The organism is Castellaniella sp. WN, assembly GCF_054457555.1.
Window position 1 is genome coordinate 210316 of the sequence record NZ_JBTKZC010000001.1, and the last position, 17883, is coordinate 228198.

Here is a 17883-nt window from a genome sequence, read left to right on the forward strand (position 1 = left end):
GGGATGAATCTGTCGGTCATCGTCATCACCAAGAACGAGGCCGCGCACATCGGCGACTGCCTCGATTCCGTCTCTTTCGCCGACGAGGTCATCGTGCTGGATTCCGGCAGCATGGATGGTACTCGCGAGATCGCCCGGGCGCGCGGCGCGCGGGTCGAGGTCTCGCCGGATTGGCCCGGGTTCGGTCCGCAGAAAAACCGCGCCCTGGACCTGGCCGGCGGCGACTGGGTGTTGTCCATCGATGCCGATGAGCGAGTGACGCCCGAACTGGCCCGGGCCATCCGGCAGGCCATCGAGGCGCCCGCCGCCGAGGCCTACCGCATCGCCCGGCTGTCGAATTTCTGCGGCCGCTGGATCCGCCACAGCGGCTGGTGGCCGGATTACGTGGTGCGTCTGTTCCGCCGCGAGGCGGGGCGCTTCACCGACGCGGCCGTGCACGAGCATGTCGAGGTCCGGGGACGCGTCGCCACGCTGCCCGGGCACTTCCTGCACTATCCCTACGCCAGTCTGGAAGTCTTCATCGACAAGATCAACCGTTATTCCACCGAGGCCGCGCGCGGCGCCTTCGAGCGAGGGCGGCGGACTTCGGCGCTGGGGCCGTTCGGCCATGGCGCCTGGACCTTCATCCGCCACTACGTCCTGCGGTGCGGCTTCCTGGACGGCTGGCAGGGACTGGTGCTGGCCGGCATGGCGGCCACAGGCAGCTTTTATCGTTACGTGAAACTGTATTGGCTGGGGCGCGAGTCCCGGCGTTCATGAAGGCATGAGGATCCTCTACACCAACTTCCATCCGCGAAACGGAGGCGGCCACGCGACCTACGTCTTCAATCTGGCGCGGTCCTTCCAGGGGGCGCATCAAGTGACCGTGGCCACGCCCCGCGCCAGCCGCCTGTTCGCCCAGTCCTGCCGGATTCCGGGGGTGCGCTGCGTGGAAACCTCTTTCAGCACGCGCCCGGGGCCGATGCTGGCCGAAGTCGCCCGCTTGCGCCGCCTGCTGCGCGAGGGCGGTTTCGACCTGGTCCACGTGAACGGCTCGGCCGACCATCGCCAAGCCATGTTGGCCCGCTTCGGGTTGCGCCGTCCGCCGCGCATCGTCTGGACCAAGCACAACACCGTGCCGGTGCGGGGTTTCGGCCATTGGCTGCGGGCCCGGTTCGGTACCGATGGCGCCATCGGGGTGTGCGATCATGTGAGCGGCCTGCTGCATGACTCCCCGTACCGGGGGCACCCGGTACGCACGGTCCGCCTCGGTGTGGACACGGACGAGTTCCGGCCGGCGACGGCCGACGAGTCGCGCCGGGCCCGGGCGGAGCTGCTGGGCGAAATACCGGCGGGAACGCTGGTGCTGGGCAGCGTGGGCGGAACGGATCGGGCCAAAGGATGGCTGACCCTCGTGCAGGCTCTGGCCCGCCTGCCGCGGATTGATCGGGACAGGTTTCGTCTGATGGTGGCCGGCGATCCGCCCAGGGGCACGCTGAGGCAGGAAGTCGAGGCGCTGGGCATGGCGCCCTGGGTCGTGTTTCCCGGCCTGGTGGCCGATCCTCGCCGGATCCTGGCCGCCAGCGATATCGGTTTCGTGGTGTCGTTCCAGGAGGCCGGCTCCTACGCCGCCTGCGAATCCCTGGCGATGGGTCTGCCGACGCTGGTGTCGGACGCGGGCGGCCTCCCCGAACTGGTGCGCGACGGCGTCGACGGCTGGATCGTCCCGGCCGGTGACGTGGACGCGGCGGAATCCTGGCTGCGGGAGCGGTTGTCGAATCCGCTTCCGGCCGGTATGCCGGCCGCCGCCCGCGCCCGCGCGCTGGACTGTTTTTCCATGCCGGTCTTCGCGCGGTGCACCCTGGAGTTCTACCTGCAGGTCTGCGCGCGGGGCTAGTGTCCTGTCTGGCTAATTCCGATCCTTGCCTTCGGCGCCTGGGCTGGCCATGCTGCGTTGCTTGTCCACCTCACCGCTTGCAAGCGGTTCGGATTCGTCAGGCACGGAGCAGTCCGCAGGGACTGCTCCGTGTCCAGACTCATCCTCGCGATAGCACCGGCTATCGCTGCGGTTTGCGCCTTGCCTGACAAGCCCATGCATCCGAATTCAAGTGACCAAACTCACCGGACAGGACACTAGCGGCCCGGCGCGATCTCCTCGATGAGCGTGAACAGGCCCTGGCGGCCCGATATAATCCGCTGATGATCCCTATCCTCATGTACCACCAGATCGGGGAGCCCGGACCGCGTGGCACGCCCTACCGGGGCCTGACCGTGCATCCCCGGGATTTCCGGCGCCAGATGCTGTGGCTGCGGCGCCTGGGCTACCGGGGGCTGTCGATGGCCCGGCTGGGACCCTATCTGCGCGGGGAAAAACACGGCAAGGTCGTCGGTGTCACCTTCGACGACGGCTATGCCAACGTGCTGGAACACGCGGTGCCGGTGCTCGAGGAATGCGGCTTTCAGGCCACCAACTACTTCGTCGTCCGTCAACTGGGCGGCAGCAACGTCTGGGACGCCGATGAGGGCGTGCCGTCTTCGCCGCTCATGGACGCCGCCGGGGTGCGTGCCTGGGTGGCGGCCGGCCACGAAGTCGGCTCGCATACCCTGAACCATCCCGTCCTGCCACGAATCTCGCCGGAACTGGCTGTCAACGAAATCCGCGATTCGCGCGATGCGCTGGAGCAGATCGTGGGCGTTCCGGTGCGGGCCTTCTGCTATCCCTACGGCAAGTTCACGCCCACACTGGCGGACGTCGTGCGCGAGGCCGGCTATGACAGTGCCACCACCACCGCGCGCGGCCTGGCGCGGCCTGACGACGATCCCTACGCGCTGCCGCGCGTGGCCGTCATGCGCTCGACCCATCTGTTGCGTTTCCTGCAGAAATGTCTGACGCGGCTGGAGGACGGCAAGCGTCGGCGCGACGAGCGCCGCCAGGCCGGCCTGCCGCCGGGGGCCGCATGAGCACCGGCCCGGCGCCCGGCGGCGCGGCGGCGGATGGGGCCCCGGTGCCGGGTTCCCTGTCCATCGCCTTCGTCGTCGATCGATTCGGCAACCGCTACGGCGGGGCCGAGGCTTACGGCGTGGCGCTGATGCGGGAACTGGCCGCCGCCGGCCACCGGATCACGGTCTTCGCCCGCGAGTACGATCCCGCCTGCGGTCTGCGGTTGCCGTTCCGGCCGATCGCGGTCGGCCGGCGCTGGCCCAGCTGGATCCGGGTCTGGCTGTTTGCGCGGCGCGCGGCGCGCGCCACGCGCGATGGCTACGACATCGTCCATTCCCATATGAACGGCTGGTGCGGCGACGTGGAAGTCGTGCACGTCACGCCGGTGCGCTACCGCTGGCGGGTACAGCCCATGCCGGGATTCCGGCGCTGGCTGTCGCGCCTCAGTCCCCGGGTCCGGACCTACCTGGGCCTGGAGGCCCGACGCGTGGCGCCGCGTCCCGGCCACAGGGTCGTGGCGGTCTCGCAACTGATCGCCCACCAGTTGGCGCAGGCCTACGGTCCGGCCCTGGTCGCGCCCGTGATCGCCCCGGGCGTAGCGCAGGCCGAGCCGGTCGCGGCCGAACGGCGCCGCCTGATACGGGCGGAACTGGGCCTGCCGGGCGATGGCACACTGTGTCTGCTGGTGGCCCGCAATCCGATGCGCAAGGGCCTGCCCACCGTGCTCCGGGCGCTGGCAGTTCTGCCCGAGGACGTGCTGCTGCTGGTGGTCGGCGCCAATGCGGCCTCGCGCGATTGCGTGGCCCGCGCCTCGGAATCCGTGCGCCGTCGCACGCACCTGATGGCGGAGACCTCGCGGGTCGCTCCGTATTACCAGGCTGCAGATCTGTACGTGCATCCTACCCTGAACGACAGCTTCGGCATGGCGCCCCTGGAAGCCATGTCCTTCGGGCTGCCGGTGATCCTCAGTCCCGCGCCCTGGTGCGGTTTTGCCCAGTACGTCCAGCCGGATGCCGAGGCACTGGTCCTCAGCCATCCCGAGCGGGCGGACGAGCTGGCGCGGGCCATCGAGCGGGTGCGCTCGGACGCGGATCTGTGCGAGCGGCTGCGGGCCGGCGCGATGGACGTATCGGCTCGTCACGCCTGGCCGGAGGTCGCCCGCCGGTACCTGGGCCTGTACGCGGAAATCCTGGGGGAACGCGGCGCCTCGTCCTGAGCCCCGTTTTTCGTCCGGGGACGGACCGGAGGAATCCATCCGAACGGCGGCCTCAGGCCCAGCCGCGCGCCCAATAGACCAGCAATCCCAGGTATTCCTTGACGATCGACCGGCTGGCGTTGAGCGCGCGCAGGTCGGGCAGCCAGAAAGCGAAGTCGGGGTCGTCCGGGACCACGATCTGGGGGGGCGAAGGCGCCGCGATCGGATTCAGGCCCTGCTTCTGGAAGCTGGCCATGGATCGGGGCATGTGCAGGGCTGACGTCACCAGCAGGAAACGCTCGATGTTCCGGTCGCGCAGCAGCCGGGCCGTGTAGACCGCGTTCTCGCGCGTGGTGTCGCTCTGGCTTTCCTTCACGATGGCCTGGGCTGGCACTCCTTCGCGTTCCAGGGCAGCGGCCATCATGGCCGCTTCGCTCTGCCCGCCGTCCAGGGCCGCGCCGGAGACGACCACCAAGGGCGCGCGGCCGGCCGCGTACAGCCGGGCCGCCGTATCGGTGCGAAGGATCGCCGTATCGCGGTCGTAGGGCTCGAACCAGTTGCGCCGGCCGTTGGCGGTGTTGCCGCCCAGGACCACGATGGCCTGGGCGGTCGGCATTGTGGCCGCCGGCGCGTAGGGATAGCGCTGCTCCAGCAGGCCGCCGGCCCACAGCGAGGACGTCGGCAGGGACCAGAACAGCACCCAGGCCAGGGCGCTGGCCGCCAGGGTGCCTGCCGTCTTGCGCCAGCGCAGGATGAACAGGAGCAGGGCCAGCACCAGCAGGGTGACCGACAGATTCAGGGGGATCAGCAGGTTGCCGAGAAAAGCGGTGATCGTCATGCGGCGGGCGGCGTGTCGAGAAGGTTCAACGCGGTGGACAGGACTTCGGGAGCGGGGGGCCACGCGTCCATGCGGCCCATGCGCACGGCCCGGTTGGACCAGGGGCCGGTACGGGCGGGGTCGGTGACGCCGAACAGGGTGACCTGCCGGGCCCGGGCGGCGGCGCCCAGGTGCGAGACCCCGGAATCGTTGCAGATCACCAGGGCCGCGCGGCGGGTCAGGGCCGCGAAGGCGCCCAGCCCCAGGGGCGGCAGCAGCAGGGCGGTGGGCGCGGCTTCGCGGGCGGACTGGCGTTCGGCCTCGGGGGGCGACATGGCGACCGTCAGGCCGTGCGCCTGCAAGGAGCGGGTCAGGCTGTCGAACCCCGGCCAGACCTTGACGCGGCCCTTGTGCAGGCCCGTGGCCGTGGGGGCGATCAGCACGAAATCACCACTGGCCAGCCCCGCCTGGGCCAGGGCCCGGGCCGCCTCGTCCTCGTGGGCGACGGCGGTCCGCCAGCGCAGTTCTTCTGCAGGCTGGGCGGGAGGCTGCGGCAGGCGCCATTGCGCCAGCGCGTAGCGGGTCAGGTGGTACCAGGACTGCACCGCGTGCAGGGGCCCGGCCGGCTTGGGGCAGGGCCAGCGCAGGATCAGGCTGCGGCCGTCGTCGCGGTAGCCGGCGCAAGGGATGCCCGCGAAGCGGAACACCAGGGCGCTGGACAGGGAATCGGGCAGCAGCAGGCCCAGGGGGCGTCCGAGCTGCGCCTGCCGACGCGCATTGCGCACGGCCGCGCGGTCGGCGCGCCAGGCGCCCCGCATCGGGACGAAGCCCGCCAGCGGATAGGCCGCCAGCAGGTCCCGCGCCCAGGGCCGGCCGCAGGCCACGACGGGCAGGCCGGTGTCCAGCAGGGCTTCCAGGCTGGGCAGGCTCATGCAGACATCGCCGACCCAGTTGGGCAGGCGGACGTACAGGGCGGTGCTGGGGGAAGGTGTCAACGCGGCGGCTCCTGCTTCCGTCGCGGTCCGAAGACGCGAACGGGCTAAAATGCGTGATTCCCAAGTATATAAGAGAGCGTGCCGGGTGAAGACCTCCACCGATCATCCCTCGGACAGCCGCCCCGTGCGACTGGAACTGTGGCGGCAGATCTACGTCCGCCTGGGCAGGGACTGGAAGATCGGCCTGCTGGCCCTGGCGCTGCTCAGCATCGCCTCGGCGACCCAGCCGCTGCTGGCGGTCATCATGAAGCCCCTGCTCGACGAAGGCTTCACTGGCGCGCAGCCCGACTACATCTGGTCCATTCCCCTGGCCGTCGTCGGCCTGATGCTGCTGCGCGGCCTGTGCACCTTCGGTGGCACCTACCTGATGTCCTGGGTCGCGAACAACATGCTGCTGGCCCTGCGCCGCGACATGTTCGAGCGCCTGCTGGGCATGTCCGACGAAACTTTCCGCGCGCGGGACCATGGCCGCCTGCTCAACCGCTTCACCATCGACGCCGGCAACGTCAGCGGCTTGTCCACCGAGGTCATCCGCGTGATCGTGCGCGAGTCCCTGACGGTCGTGGCCCTGCTGGCGGTGCTGCTGTACATGTCCTGGCAGCTGACGCTGATCGTGCTGGTGATGCTGCCGCTGTCCGTCGTGACGGGGCGTTATTTCATCCGCCGCCTGCGGCGCATCAACCGCGACACGATCAACATGAACGCGGAACTGACCCACGTGGTGTCCGAGGGCATCGCCGGCCAGCGGGTCATCAAGCTGTTCGACGGCTACGCGCGCGAGCGCGACCGCTTCGCCTACATCAACGCCCGCCTGCGCCGTTTCGCCATGCGCGCCGCCAGCGCGGATTCCGCCATGTCGCCGATCTCCCAGTTCTTCGTCGCCCTGTCCGTGGCCATCGTCGTCGCCGTGGCCCTGTACCAGGCCAACCACCAGGGCCTGACGGTGGGCAGCTTCGCGGCCTTCATGGCGGCGCTGGGCCAGATCTTCGACCCCCTGAAGCGGCTTACCAACATCGCCGGGGCGGCTCAGCGCATGCTGATCTCCGCCGAGAGCGTCTTCGCCCTGATCGACGAGCCGGTCGAGTCCGATACCGGCACCCGGGAAATCCAGGGCCGCCTGCGCGGCGAGGTCGCCTTCGATGCGGTCACGCACCGTTTTCCCGGCGCCGCCCGGGATACCCTGGATCAGGTGACGCTCATTGTTCGGGCCGGCCAGACCGTGGCGCTGGTCGGCCGCTCGGGCAGTGGCAAGACCACGCTGGTGAACATGCTGCCACGCTTCGTCGAGCCCACCGGCGGCCGGGTGCTGATCGACGGCATCGACGTGCGCGAACTGCGACTCGGCGCCCTGCGCTCGCAACTGTCGCTGGTCAGCCAGGACGTCGTCCTGTTCGACGGCACGATCGCCGAGAACGTCGCCTACGGCATTCTGGGCGAGGTGCCGGAAGACCGTGTCCGCGCGGCCCTGGAGGCCGCCAGCCTGCTGGAATTCGTCGATGGCCTGCCCGAAGGCATCCACACCCGGGTCGGCAGCAACGCCAGTGCGCTGTCCGGCGGCCAGCGCCAGCGCCTGGCCATCGCCCGCGCCCTGATCAAGAACGCGCCGATCCTGATTCTGGACGAGGCGACCTCGGCCCTGGACAATGAGTCCGAACGCCAGGTCCAGGCCTCGCTGGAACGTCTGATGGCGGGTCGCACGACGCTGGTGATCGCCCATCGGCTCAGCACCGTGCAGAAGGCTGATTGCATCATCGTCCTGGACCGGGGCCGTATCGTCGAACAAGGCAGCCATGTCGAATTGCTGGCGGCCGACGGTCTGTATGCCAGCCTGTATCGCCTGCAGTTCCGGGGCGATGCCGGATCCCCGCCGGATGCTTCCGCCGCGCGGGCGGACCCCGAATCACCGCAATTCCCGGCGCCCCAGGCGCCCAGTCCCGCCCGCTCCGCCGATGACGGCGAGGCCTCCCGGAGATCATCATGAAAATCGTATTCGCCCTGGTATCACTGGCTGTCCTCGCTGCTTGCGCCGCGCCCGCCGGCCTGACCATCAATCAATTGGAAACCGACCGCTACCTGGTGACCGAGCGCCGTCGCCTGCCCATCGATTTTCCCCAGGTGCAGCAGAATCTGTTCCGGCATGCGGCGGTCTGCCACCAGACCTATATTTTCGAGATGGTGCCCGGCGAATCGGCCTTCGGGCGCGTCGTCTACCGTCCGGCGCCCGACGCGGGCTGGGACAGCAGCGTCGTGCTCGACCTGACGCGGCTCCATAACCGGACCATCAATGTCAAAGCCTACAGCTACCGTGCCGGGCGGATGGACCGGGTCCACCTGATGCTGACCGCCATGATGAAGCCGGACTCCTGCACCGCGAATACCAGTTGGGAGAACAAGATGGACGTCGGCGACTGACGGGCGGCGCCCGGCTTGGCCGGCCGGGCGGACTGTCAGCGCTCGCCCCGCGCCCGGAACAGGGCGCGGATGTCCTCCGGCACCAGCGCACCGCCGGTGCTCCAGATCACATGGGTGGCGTTGGCGATCACCGGGGTCAGGTCGTGGCGCTGCAGGTAGCGGCGCCCGTGCGGCGAATCGAGCAGCCAGCGGGGACCCCGCAGGCCGGCGGCGGCCGAGGGCTCGATGAAGATGCCTTCGGCTCGTTCCAGGGCCAGCGCGTCGTGGAACAGGGTGTCGTCGTCCACGGTGAAGACGCCCGCCAGCAGCCGCGACATGATGGGGGCTGCCAGGGGCGACGCCAGGCCGACGGCCAGGCCGTCGGCCTCGGTCCGGTTGTCCAGGCCGATGTCGTGCACCGACACTGGGGCCTGAGTGCCTGCCGCCACCTGCACCAGCATGCAGGGCGAGGCGGCGGGTTCGGCGAAGAAGCAATGTACGTGCGGGCCGAGCAGGCGCTTCAGGCCGTAGGCGATGCCGCCGGGGGCTCCGCCCACGCCGCAGGGCAGGTAGACGAACAGGGGATGGGCGGCGTCCACGGGGCGGCGGGCGATCCGGAGCTGGTCCAGCAGTTCCCGCGCCGCCGCGGCATAGCCCAGGAACAGCGCCTCGGAGCGCTCGTCGTCGACAAAATGGATCGAGGGATCATCCAGGGCCGCCGCGCGGCCGGCGGCGACGGCGGCGGCATAGTCGCCGGCGTGTTCGACGACGGCGATGCCGCGGCTGCGCAGGCGGTCCTTTTTCCAGGCCTTGGCGTCCGAGGACATGTGGACGACCGCGTGGAATCCCAGGCCGGCCCCGATCAGGCCGATGGCCAGGCCCAGGTTGCCGGTGCTGCCGACCGACAGGGTATGCCGGCCCAGGTACTGGCGGACCGAGGGCTCGGCCAGTCGCGCGCGGTCGTCGCCCGTTTCCAGCAGTCCGGCCTGCAACGCGAGACGCTCGGCCAGGACCAGGGCTTCATGGAACCCCCCGCGCGCCTTGATCGAGCCGGCCACGGGCAGGATGTCGTCCCGCTTGAGGAACCAGGCGCCTTCTGAACCGGCGCCCGGCCCGCCCACCGGCGAGAGTCCCTGCTGCAGGCGCGGAATGGGCGACAGCGGCGAGGACAGCCGCCCGCCGGCCGCCTCCAGTTCGGGGAACAGACGGGCCAGCAGTCCGGCGCAGCGCTCGAAGCGGGCATGCGCCGCCAAAGGGTCGTAGGGCAGGTCCCGACCATTGTCCGTCGGGTCGTGCGCCGGGGACAGCCAGAGCAGCGCCCGCTTCTCGCGCAGGGCCTGCAGCGTTTCGGGGCCCAGGGCCTCTTGCGGATCCATCATCGTTCCTTCGTCTCTATCATCGTTCCTTCGTCCTGTCGCGCGCTCAGGCGTTCATGTACCAGATGACCTTGGTCTGGGTGTACTGGTCGAACGCCTCCATGCCTTTGTCGCGGCCGCCGAAGCCCGACAGCTTGTAGCCGCCGAAGGGCGCCGTGATGTCGCCTTCGGAGAAGCCGTTGATCGACACCGTGCCGGCCTTGATACGCCGGGACACGCGCTGCGCGCGGCCCACGTCCCGAGTATAGAGCGAAGCGGCGAGCCCGTACTGCGTGTCGTTGGCCAGCGCCACGGCTTCGTCCTCGGTCTCGAAGGCGGTGACCGCGAGGACCGGACCGAAGACTTCTTCCTGGAACAGGCGCATCGCGGGCGTCACGCCGTCGAAGATCGTCGGCTCGACATACCAGCCACTGCCCAGTTCGGCATGGATCCGTCCGCCGTGCGCGAGACGCGCGCCCGCGGCCGGCGCTTCCTCGAGGAAGGCCCGCACCTTGTGGAAATGGGGTTCTTCGACCATCGGACCGATGCGCGTGGCCGGATCGGTGGGCAGGCCGACCTTCCAGTCGGCCAGGCCGCGCTTGAGGCGCTCGATGACGGCGTCCTTGATGCTCGCCTGCACGATCAGGCGCGACCCGCAGCTGCAGTTCTCGCTCATGTTCCAGTAGGCGGCCGAGAGCATCTGGCCGACCGCCGCGTCCAGGTCGGCGTCCTCGAACACGACTTGCGGACTCTTGCCGCCGCATTCCAGTACGACCTCCTTGAGGTTGCTTTCGGCGGAATATTTCAGGAACAGGCGGCCGACCTCGGTGGAACCGGTGAAGGACACCATGTCCACGTCGGGATGGCGCCCCAGGGGCTCGCCGGTGTCCTCACCCGTGCCGGTGACCAGGATCAGGGCGCCTGCGGGCACGCCGGCCTGGTGGGCGAGCCGGGTCAGGCGGTAGGCGCTGAGCGAGGTCAGTTCGGCCGGCTTTACGATCACCGAGTTGCCGGCCGCCAGGGCGGGCGCTACTTTCCAGGCGAACATCAGGGCCGGGAAGTTCCAGGGCAGCACCGCGCCGACCACGCCGATGGGTTCCTTGACGATCAGGCCCAGGGCATCGCCGCCGGTGGGCGAGATGCGGCCGAAGCACTTGTCGACGGCCTCGGCGTACCAGGCGAAGGTGTCCAGCGTCGCCGGCATGTCGGTGTGCAGGCATTCCGTGATGGGTTTGCCCGCGTCGACGCAGTCCAGCGCGGCGATTTCCTCCGCGTGCTCGCGGATCAGCGCCACCCAGTCGAGCAGCACCCGCTTGCGCTCGGCGGGAGCCATGCTCGACCATTCGCCCGACTCGAAACTCGCGCGGGCGGCGGCGACGGCCGCATCCACGTCGGCCGCGGTGCCCGCGACGAGGGTGCCGATCGTGGTGTTGTCGATGGGGCTGACGACGGGCATGCGGGCGGCCGAGGCCTGGAATCCCGGGATCACCGGGCCGGCGTACAGGGTGCCGGCCCGGGCCTGGTCGTAGACTCGTTCAATGGCGGACATGGGGTCTCCTGGTTCGATGCGCGCCGGGTCAGCGCAGGGGTTGCAGGGCGGCGTCCAGTTCGCGCAGGTCCGCGTCGGACAGGGGCTGGACGGGTTGCCGGCAGGCGCCCACCTTGTTCACCAGGAGGTTCGTGGCGGCCTTCACCGCCGGGTTGTACGGGTGATTCCAGAAGAACAGGTTGGCGGGCAGCATGCGCTTCCAGAGCTCGGCGGCCTTGCTGACCTGGCCGGCCTGGACCAGGTCGTAGAGTTCGACGGCCTGGCGCGGCATGGCGTTGACGGCGCCCCAGAAGCAGCCCCGGGCGCCGGCCACCAGGGCGTGGAAGGCGAAGGGGTCGGCGCCGTTGAAGACCGGCAGGCCGGCGGCGATCAGTTCCTGCAGGCGCACGAAGTTGCCGCTGGTGTCCTTGATGTACTTGATGTTGTCGATCTTTTGCAGCCGCTTGAAGAAGTCCGGCGTGATGTCGAAGCCCGAGTGCACGGGGATGTTGTAGGCCATGATCGGCGTCTTGACCGCCCGGGCGATTTTCTCGTAGTGGCTGTAGACGCCGTCGGGGGTGGGACCTTCGAAATAGGGCGGCAGCACCAGCAGGGCGTCGGCACCCAGGTCCTCGGCATGGCGCGAGGCCTCGATGGCGTCCTCGGTGCGGATGGCCGAGGACTGGACGATGAGCTTGGTGCGTCCGCCGATGTGGCGCGCGGCGACTTCGGCGATCCGGCGTTTTTCCTCGGTGGACAGGAACGGAAATTCACCCGTGCCGCCGCACACGGCGATGATGTGGACACCGGCCTCGACCAGGGTGTCCAGATGAGTCTTGAGGCGGTCGTAATCCACCTTCGAGCCATCGTCGCTCATGGGGGTGCAGGCGGCGGCGCAGATGCCTTTCAATTCTTGGGGCATGACGATCTCCTGGCCCGGGGAGCGCCCGGGCCGTCTGTTGGGGTTGGGAAGTGGTGTGGAAAAGGGCTTATTCGATGGCGGCGCGGGCGGCCTTCACGTTGGCCTCGCCGTCGGGAATGTCCGCCAGCAGGGACGGATACAGGGTGGCGGTCTTTTCGCGGAATTCGGCGATGTCCGGCGAAACGATCTGGACGCCCATCGCCTTGATCTGCTCCAGGCTCTTGGCGTAGCCGTCGGTGTAGTACTGGATGCCGTACTTGACCGCCTCGTCGGCGGCCTCGCGCAGGATCTTCTGGTGTTCCGGCGAGAGCTTGTCCATGCGCGTCTTGCTCATCAGCAGGATGGCGGGCATGTAGTGGATCTTGACCAGGTTGTAGTACTTGCTGACCTCGGCGAACTTGTCCTGGATCATGGTGTCCGGCGAGGCCTCGCCGGCGTCGATCACCCCGGTCTGCAGGGCCAGGTAGACCTCGGAATACGCCATGGGCGTGGGCTGCGCGCCCAGCGCCTCATAGGCTTTCACGTAGCCCGGCGACTGGATCACCCGGATCTTCATGGCCTTCATGTCGTCGGGGTGTTCGACCTTGCGCACGCCGTAGATATTGCGCTCCAGCGACGAGATCCAGCCCAGGCCGACCAGGCCGTGCTTGTCGAGGTAGCCCAGCATGCGCTTGCCGAACTGGCTCTGCATGGCGTGGTTGGCCTTCTGCAGGTCGGGGAACAGGTACGGCAGCGAGAAGACCCCGAATTCCTTGACGGTGTTCTCGACGGGCGGCTCGCCGGTCACGACCAGCGGCACAGCACCGGTGCGCGCCGACTGGATCAGCTTGACCTCGCCGCCCAGCTGGCCGCTGGGAAAGACGTTGATCTTCAGCGTGCCCTTGGATTTCGCCGCGGCGACCTCCGCGAGCTTCTCGGCCACGATGTGGTAGTGGCTGTCGGTCGCCAGCACGTGGCCCAGGTTTAGCTCCACGACGTCGGCGGCCTGGGCGGCGCCCAGGGGCAGGACGGCGGCGAGGCATGCCGAAAGCAGGATTTTCTTCATGGTGTGTCTCCGTGGTGATGGTGTGGGGGTGGGTCGGGAGGCTAGAGGAATGCCATGGACAGCCAGGGGATGTAGCTGATCAGCAAGACGTCGAGGATCAGCACGGCCAGGAAGATGCCCAGGGGACGAAGCAGTTTTTCGATCGGCAGGTTGGCGATCTGGCAGGCGATGAAGAGGTTCACGCCGACCGGCGGGGTCACCATCCCGATGCAGATGTTGACGATCATGACCATGCCGAAGTGGATCGGGTCGATGCCGAACTGGACGGCGATCGGCGCGAGGATGGGCACCAGGATGATGATGAGGGCGAAGGCTTCCATGAACATGCCGGCCACGAACAGCAGCAGGTTGGCCAGCAGCAGGAAGCCGATGGGGCCGCCCGCGATCTCGACGATGAAGCGCCCGAAGGTCTGCGGCACCTGGTTCAGGGTCAGCATGTAGGCGAACAGGGCGGCGCAGCCCACGATCAGCATGATCACGCCCGTCATGACGGCCGAGTCGATGAGGGTCCGGACCAGGTCGCGCAGGGTCAGCTCGCGGTAAATCAGGCCGCCTACCAGCAGGCCGTAGAGGACGGCGACGACCGAGGCCTCGGTGGCGGTGAAGATGCCCGAATAGATGCCGCCCAGGATGATGACCGGCATCATCAGCGCGAGGATCGATCCCTTGAGCGCGGCGTAGAAGTTACCCAGCCAGGCGCGGGGGCTGACCCGGGCGACATTGTCGAAACCGCGCGCCGTGGCTACCAGCACGATGGTCAGCATCAGCGAGACGCCCACCAGCAGGCCGGGCAGGATGCCGGCGATGAACATGCTGCCGATCGACACGTTGGCCACCAGGCCGTAGACGATCATGGTCAGCGAGGGCGGGATGATGGCGCCCAGTTCGCCGCCCACGGCCACGCAGGCCGCGGCGAAATTCTTGGGGTAGCCCTTCTTTTCCATGGCGGGGATCATGCTCGACCCGATCGCGGCCGTGGTGGCCGAGGACGAGCCCGACATGGTGGCGAAGAACATGCAGGTCAGGATCGAGGAGGCGCCCAGGCCGCCGCGCAGCCAGCCCACGATCGAATTGGCCAGGTGGATCAGGCGCTTTGAGATGCCTCCGGTCTGCATCAGGTTGCCCGCCAGAATGTAGAACGGAATGGCCATCAGGGTGAAGGAGTCGAGCGATTCGAAGATGGTCTGGGGGGCGCTGAGCAGGTCCAGGCCGAATTGCAGCATGGCCAGGCCGGCGGCGATGCCCAGGCAGGCGAATACGGGAACGCCGATCGCCAGGCAGAACAGCAGGGTGCCGAACATGAGGAGCATATGGTTTGTCTCTGTATTGTTGTGCTTGTGCGGGCCGGGGCGCGTCTCAGGCGGCCAGCGCTTCCTGTGTCTCACCGTTCTGGAACATCAGCACCAGGGTGTTCACCGCGGCCAGCGCGCAGCCCACGGGCATGGCCAGATAGAGCCAGAACTTGGACAGCGTGAGGGCGGGGGAGATCTCATCGGCTCCGAATAGGGTCCATTGCCAGCCGTACCAGGCCATGGCGACGAAGATTCCCGCCAGCAGGGTCAGGGCCGCGCGCCGTAGCAGGCGCGAAGGCACCGCCGGCAGGGCTTCGATGAGGGCGGTGACGGCGATCAGCAGTCCATGGCGTGCGGCGATGGCGCCGCCCAGGAAGATCACCCAGACCATCAGGTAGCGCGCGGCTTCTTCCGTCCAGGGCAGGCCCGCGGGCATGCCCAGCTTGGGCAGGATGAAGCGCACCGCCACCTGCAGCGAGATCAGCGCGACCATGCACAGCAGGCCGAGGCCGATCAGGATGCGGACGATGAAGTTGAGCCGGTCGATCAGCGACGTCAAGAATGTATTCATAGGATCCTGCCGAAAGTATCCTGTATCCAAAATGAAAGGCCATGGTAAAGGCCAGGCATTGGGGTGTCAACGCGATTCGGATCAGGAGAAACCCTGGTGCGGGCCGGGCGTATCCCGGGACCCGCGCCCGTCGGGGCGTCGTGCGCGGAGAGGGCCGCGAGGGCCCCGCATACGGAGAAGGATGAGGGGAGAGGGGGTGCGCGTGCGCCGGGCGGTTTCACCCCGGTCGCGCGCGGCGGTCGAGGGGGGAAGACTAGCCGCCGTGGCGGGCGGAGAGGATGCCGATCAACTGGGCTTTGGTGCGCTGGATGTGGGTGGCGAGCAGTTCCAGCGCCTCGGCGGTCTTGCCCTGGCCGCACAGATCCAGCATGGCCTTGTGCTCGACGGCGCCGTCGGTCATGGCCTCGGTCATCGAGATCTGCAGGCGCAGGTAGCGATCGACCTGCAGGCTGATGCGGCTGACCAGCGACAGCGAGATCGACCGCCCGGCGGGCTCGTACAGACTCATGTGGAATTTCCCGTTGAGCGCCCCCCATCGGGCGATGTCGCGGGTGGCGTAGGCTTCGTCCAGTTCCTCGAGTATCCGCCGGGATTTGTCGATCGATGCCTGGGTCATGTTCGGAATGGCGCGTTCGAGCAGGTCCAGTTCCAGGACCGCGCGCAGGTCGAAGATCTCGTCGATCTCGGCCAGTGAGAGTTCCGATACCGTGGCGCCGCGATTGGCCTGCATGATCACCAGGCCTTCCGAATCCAGCTGGCGCAGGGCCTCGCGCACGGGCATCCGGGACACCCCGTATTCCTGGGCGAGCTGTTCCTGGCGCAGCAGGGTGCCGCCGCTAAACTCGCCGCAGAGCAGGCGCTTGCGCAGGTCGTCGACCAGCATGGCGGCCAGGTTTTGGCGCTTGAGGGGTTTGCGTTGACTCGATGCCTGTTCCACGCCAGGATCCTTTCCGATGCGATCAAGAGGGAAATATTGTAAACCAGTCAACTGGATACAAAAACCAGGAATTTTGCCGCGCGGTCCGACGGCGCCTCGCTCCCTAGCGGTCACAGCAGCACGATGTCGTATCGTTCCTGGCTGTAGCCGGCCTCGACCTCCAGCGAAATCGGCTTGCCGATGAAGTCGCCCAGCATCGCCATGTGCTGGCTTTCCTCTTCCAGGAACAGGTCGATCACGGGCTGCGCGGCGACGATGCGGAATTCCTTGGGATCGAACTGGCGCGCCTCGCGCAGGATTTCCCGCAGGATTTCGTAGCACAGCGTGCGCGGCGTGCGCACCGTGCCGCGCGATTCGCAGGTGGGGCAGGGCTCGCATAGCTGATGCGCCAGCGAATCGCGGGTACGCTTGCGGGTCATTTCCACCAGCCCCAGTTGGCTGAAGCCGCTGACCGTCGTGCGGGTGCGGTCGCGGGCCAGCGCCTTGTTCAGCTCGGCCAGCACGGACGCCTGGTGCCCGGCGTCGTCCATGTCGATGAAGTCCAGCACGATGATTCCGCCCAGGTTGCGCAGCCGCAGCTGCCGGGCGATGGCGATCGCCGCCTCCAGGTTGGTCTTGAAGATCGTGTCGTCGAAATTGCGTCCCCCCACGAAGCCGCCCGTGTTCACGTCCACCGTCGTCAGCGCCTCGGTCTGGTCGATGATCAGGTAGCCGCCCGATTTCAGGTCCACGCGGCGGGATAGCGCCCGGGCGATTTCCTCGTCCACGTTCGCCGTGTCGAACAGCGGGCGGTTGCCGCTGTAGTGGTGGATGCGGTCCACGACCGACGGGGTGTAGCGCTGCGCCCATTCGATCAGTTCCTGGGCCACTGTGCGCGAGTCGATCGTGATGGAGGCCGTGTCGGGCGTCGCCATGTCCCGCAGCACGCGTTGCGCCAGGGTCGGCTCGACGTAGACGGGCGAGGGCGCCGGCACCTGGCGGACGCGGGTCTGGATATTGGCCCACAAAGTGCGCAGATAGGCGATGTCGGCCGCCAGCTCTTCGTCGCTGGCGTCCTCGGCCTGGGTGCGCACGATGAAGCCGCCGGGCTCGTCGGCGGGCTTCAGCGCCAGCAGCCGTTCGCGCAGGGCGTTGCGTTCCGCCTCGTCGCCGATGCGCTGGGAAATACCGATGTGCGGCTCGTGCGGCAGGTAGACCAGCATCCGTCCGGCGATGCTGATGTGGGTGGACAGTCGCGCGCCCTTGGTCCCCAAAGGATCCTTGATCACCTGGACCAGCAGAGGCTGGCCTTCGAACAGGAGCTTCTCGATGGGGGTCTGCTGCGTGTGGTCTCCGCCGGCGCGGGCATGGCGGTTTTGTCGCAGGTCCGCGACGTGGATGAAGGCCGCGCGTTCCTGGCCGATGTCCACGAAGGCGCTCTGCATGCCGGGCAACACCCGGGCGACGCGGCCCAGATACAGATTGCTGACGTGGCCGCGCTGGATGCTGCGCTCGATGTGCAGCTCCTGCACGACGCCCTGGGTGGTCAGGGCCACGCGGGTCTCGAACGGGGTGACGTTGATGAGGATGTCTTCTGTCATGAGGCGCGGCGGCTCTGCTCTGTGGGTTCCGATGGATTCAATTTATCACCATCCGGAGGGTGGGCGCCGGATGCCGCCCGGAATTCGAAGCGCGGGCCGCCTCCGTGGCCGGCATCGCCTGTCGCGCATTTTGCCAGCGGATTGGAAGCGGACTATTTCGTCGTCTTGCGGCGGCCCGCCCTCCGGTCAAGGGGGGGGCTTGGAAAAAGGAGGACATGGAGGCCTTAAATACGCTGTTATCTGTTCAACGTGCGATATATGGTCCTCGTGTCCATCTATGGTCCTCGTGTCCGTCGTGCGGCAAGGGAGGTCCATCGTGCCGCAAAGGAGCCTGC

16 protein-coding genes are annotated in these 17883 nt (G+C 68.1%); 6 read left to right on the forward strand and 10 right to left on the reverse strand.

Annotation, left to right across the window (positions count from 1 at the left end; translation table 11 throughout):
* The first annotated feature begins 3 nt into the window (after window positions 1-3).
* From ACTPOE_RS00925 to ACTPOE_RS00940, 4 genes are all read left to right on the forward strand, one after another.
* Window positions 4-759 carry a glycosyltransferase family 2 protein gene (locus tag ACTPOE_RS00925; protein ID WP_458870329.1) on the forward strand — a complete coding sequence of 252 codons (756 nt, stop codon included), beginning with the start codon at window positions 4-6 and terminating at the stop codon, window positions 757-759.
* 4 nt (window positions 760-763) lie between these two features.
* Window positions 764-1876 carry a glycosyltransferase gene (locus tag ACTPOE_RS00930; protein ID WP_458870330.1) on the forward strand — a complete coding sequence of 371 codons (1113 nt, stop codon included), beginning with the start codon at window positions 764-766 and terminating at the stop codon, window positions 1874-1876.
* A 299-nt stretch (window positions 1877-2175) separates the two neighbouring features.
* Window positions 2176-2940: a polysaccharide deacetylase family protein gene (locus tag ACTPOE_RS00935; protein WP_458872717.1), complete on the forward strand. Its 765-nt coding sequence runs from the start codon at window positions 2176-2178 to the stop codon at window positions 2938-2940.
* The gene (locus ACTPOE_RS00940; protein ID WP_458870331.1) at window positions 2937-4136 is read left to right on the forward strand and encodes a glycosyltransferase family 4 protein; all 1200 of its coding nucleotides are present in this window, start codon (window positions 2937-2939) and stop codon (window positions 4134-4136) included. Before ACTPOE_RS00935 ends, ACTPOE_RS00940 begins: the two co-directional genes overlap by 4 nt.
* A 52-nt stretch (window positions 4137-4188) precedes the next feature.
* Here ACTPOE_RS00940 and ACTPOE_RS00945 read toward each other — a convergent pair whose 3' ends face one another.
* Entirely contained in the window at window positions 4189-4953 is a 765-nt protein-coding gene (locus tag ACTPOE_RS00945; protein WP_458870332.1) for a YdcF family protein, read from the reverse strand.
* On the reverse strand, window positions 4950-5864 hold the full coding sequence (locus ACTPOE_RS00950; protein ID WP_458872718.1) for a glycosyltransferase family 9 protein: 915 nt from the start codon (window positions 5862-5864) through the stop codon (window positions 4950-4952). The genes ACTPOE_RS00945 and ACTPOE_RS00950 overlap by 4 nt, the downstream gene beginning before the upstream one ends.
* A gap of 148 nt (window positions 5865-6012) precedes the next feature.
* Between ACTPOE_RS00950 and msbA the strand changes: the two genes are divergently transcribed.
* Window positions 6013-7908 carry a lipid A export permease/ATP-binding protein MsbA gene (gene msbA, locus ACTPOE_RS00955; protein WP_458870333.1) on the forward strand — a complete coding sequence of 632 codons (1896 nt, stop codon included), beginning with the start codon at window positions 6013-6015 and terminating at the stop codon, window positions 7906-7908.
* Window positions 7905-8339 (forward strand): hypothetical protein, encoded by a 435-nt coding sequence (locus ACTPOE_RS00960; RefSeq protein WP_458870334.1) that lies wholly within the window; start codon window positions 7905-7907, stop codon window positions 8337-8339. The genes msbA and ACTPOE_RS00960 overlap by 4 nt, the downstream gene beginning before the upstream one ends.
* A 35-nt stretch (window positions 8340-8374) precedes the next feature.
* Here ACTPOE_RS00960 and ACTPOE_RS00965 read toward each other — a convergent pair whose 3' ends face one another.
* The 8 genes from ACTPOE_RS00965 to rng all read right to left on the reverse strand — a co-directional run bounded on the left by ACTPOE_RS00965 (window position 8375) and on the right by rng (window position 17548).
* Window positions 8375-9697, reverse strand: coding sequence for a D-serine ammonia-lyase (locus tag ACTPOE_RS00965; protein ID WP_458870335.1), 1323 nt, complete (start codon window positions 9695-9697; stop codon window positions 8375-8377).
* Between the two features lie 43 nt (window positions 9698-9740).
* Entirely contained in the window at window positions 9741-11222 is a 1482-nt protein-coding gene (locus ACTPOE_RS00970) for an aldehyde dehydrogenase (protein ID WP_458870336.1), read from the reverse strand.
* Window positions 11223-11250: 28 nt separating this feature from the next.
* Window positions 11251-12123 (reverse strand): dihydrodipicolinate synthase family protein, encoded by an 873-nt coding sequence (locus ACTPOE_RS00975; protein ID WP_458870337.1) that lies wholly within the window; start codon window positions 12121-12123, stop codon window positions 11251-11253.
* A gap of 67 nt (window positions 12124-12190) precedes the next feature.
* The gene (locus ACTPOE_RS00980) at window positions 12191-13168 is read right to left on the reverse strand and encodes a TRAP transporter substrate-binding protein (RefSeq protein WP_458870338.1); all 978 of its coding nucleotides are present in this window, start codon (window positions 13166-13168) and stop codon (window positions 12191-12193) included.
* A 41-nt stretch (window positions 13169-13209) separates the two neighbouring features.
* A complete protein-coding gene (locus tag ACTPOE_RS00985) occupies window positions 13210-14478 on the reverse strand; it encodes a TRAP transporter large permease (RefSeq protein WP_458870339.1) in 1269 nt (422 codons plus the stop codon).
* Between the two features lie 46 nt (window positions 14479-14524).
* Complete coding sequence (locus tag ACTPOE_RS00990) at window positions 14525-15031, reverse strand: TRAP transporter small permease (protein WP_458870340.1); 507 nt, start codon at window positions 15029-15031, stop codon at window positions 14525-14527.
* 253 nt (window positions 15032-15284) lie between these two features.
* Entirely contained in the window at window positions 15285-15968 is a 684-nt protein-coding gene (locus ACTPOE_RS00995; protein WP_458870341.1) for a GntR family transcriptional regulator, read from the reverse strand.
* A gap of 110 nt (window positions 15969-16078) precedes the next feature.
* Entirely contained in the window at window positions 16079-17548 is a 1470-nt protein-coding gene (gene rng, locus ACTPOE_RS01000) for a ribonuclease G (RefSeq protein ID WP_458870342.1), read from the reverse strand.
* Window positions 17549-17883 lie beyond the last annotated feature (335 nt).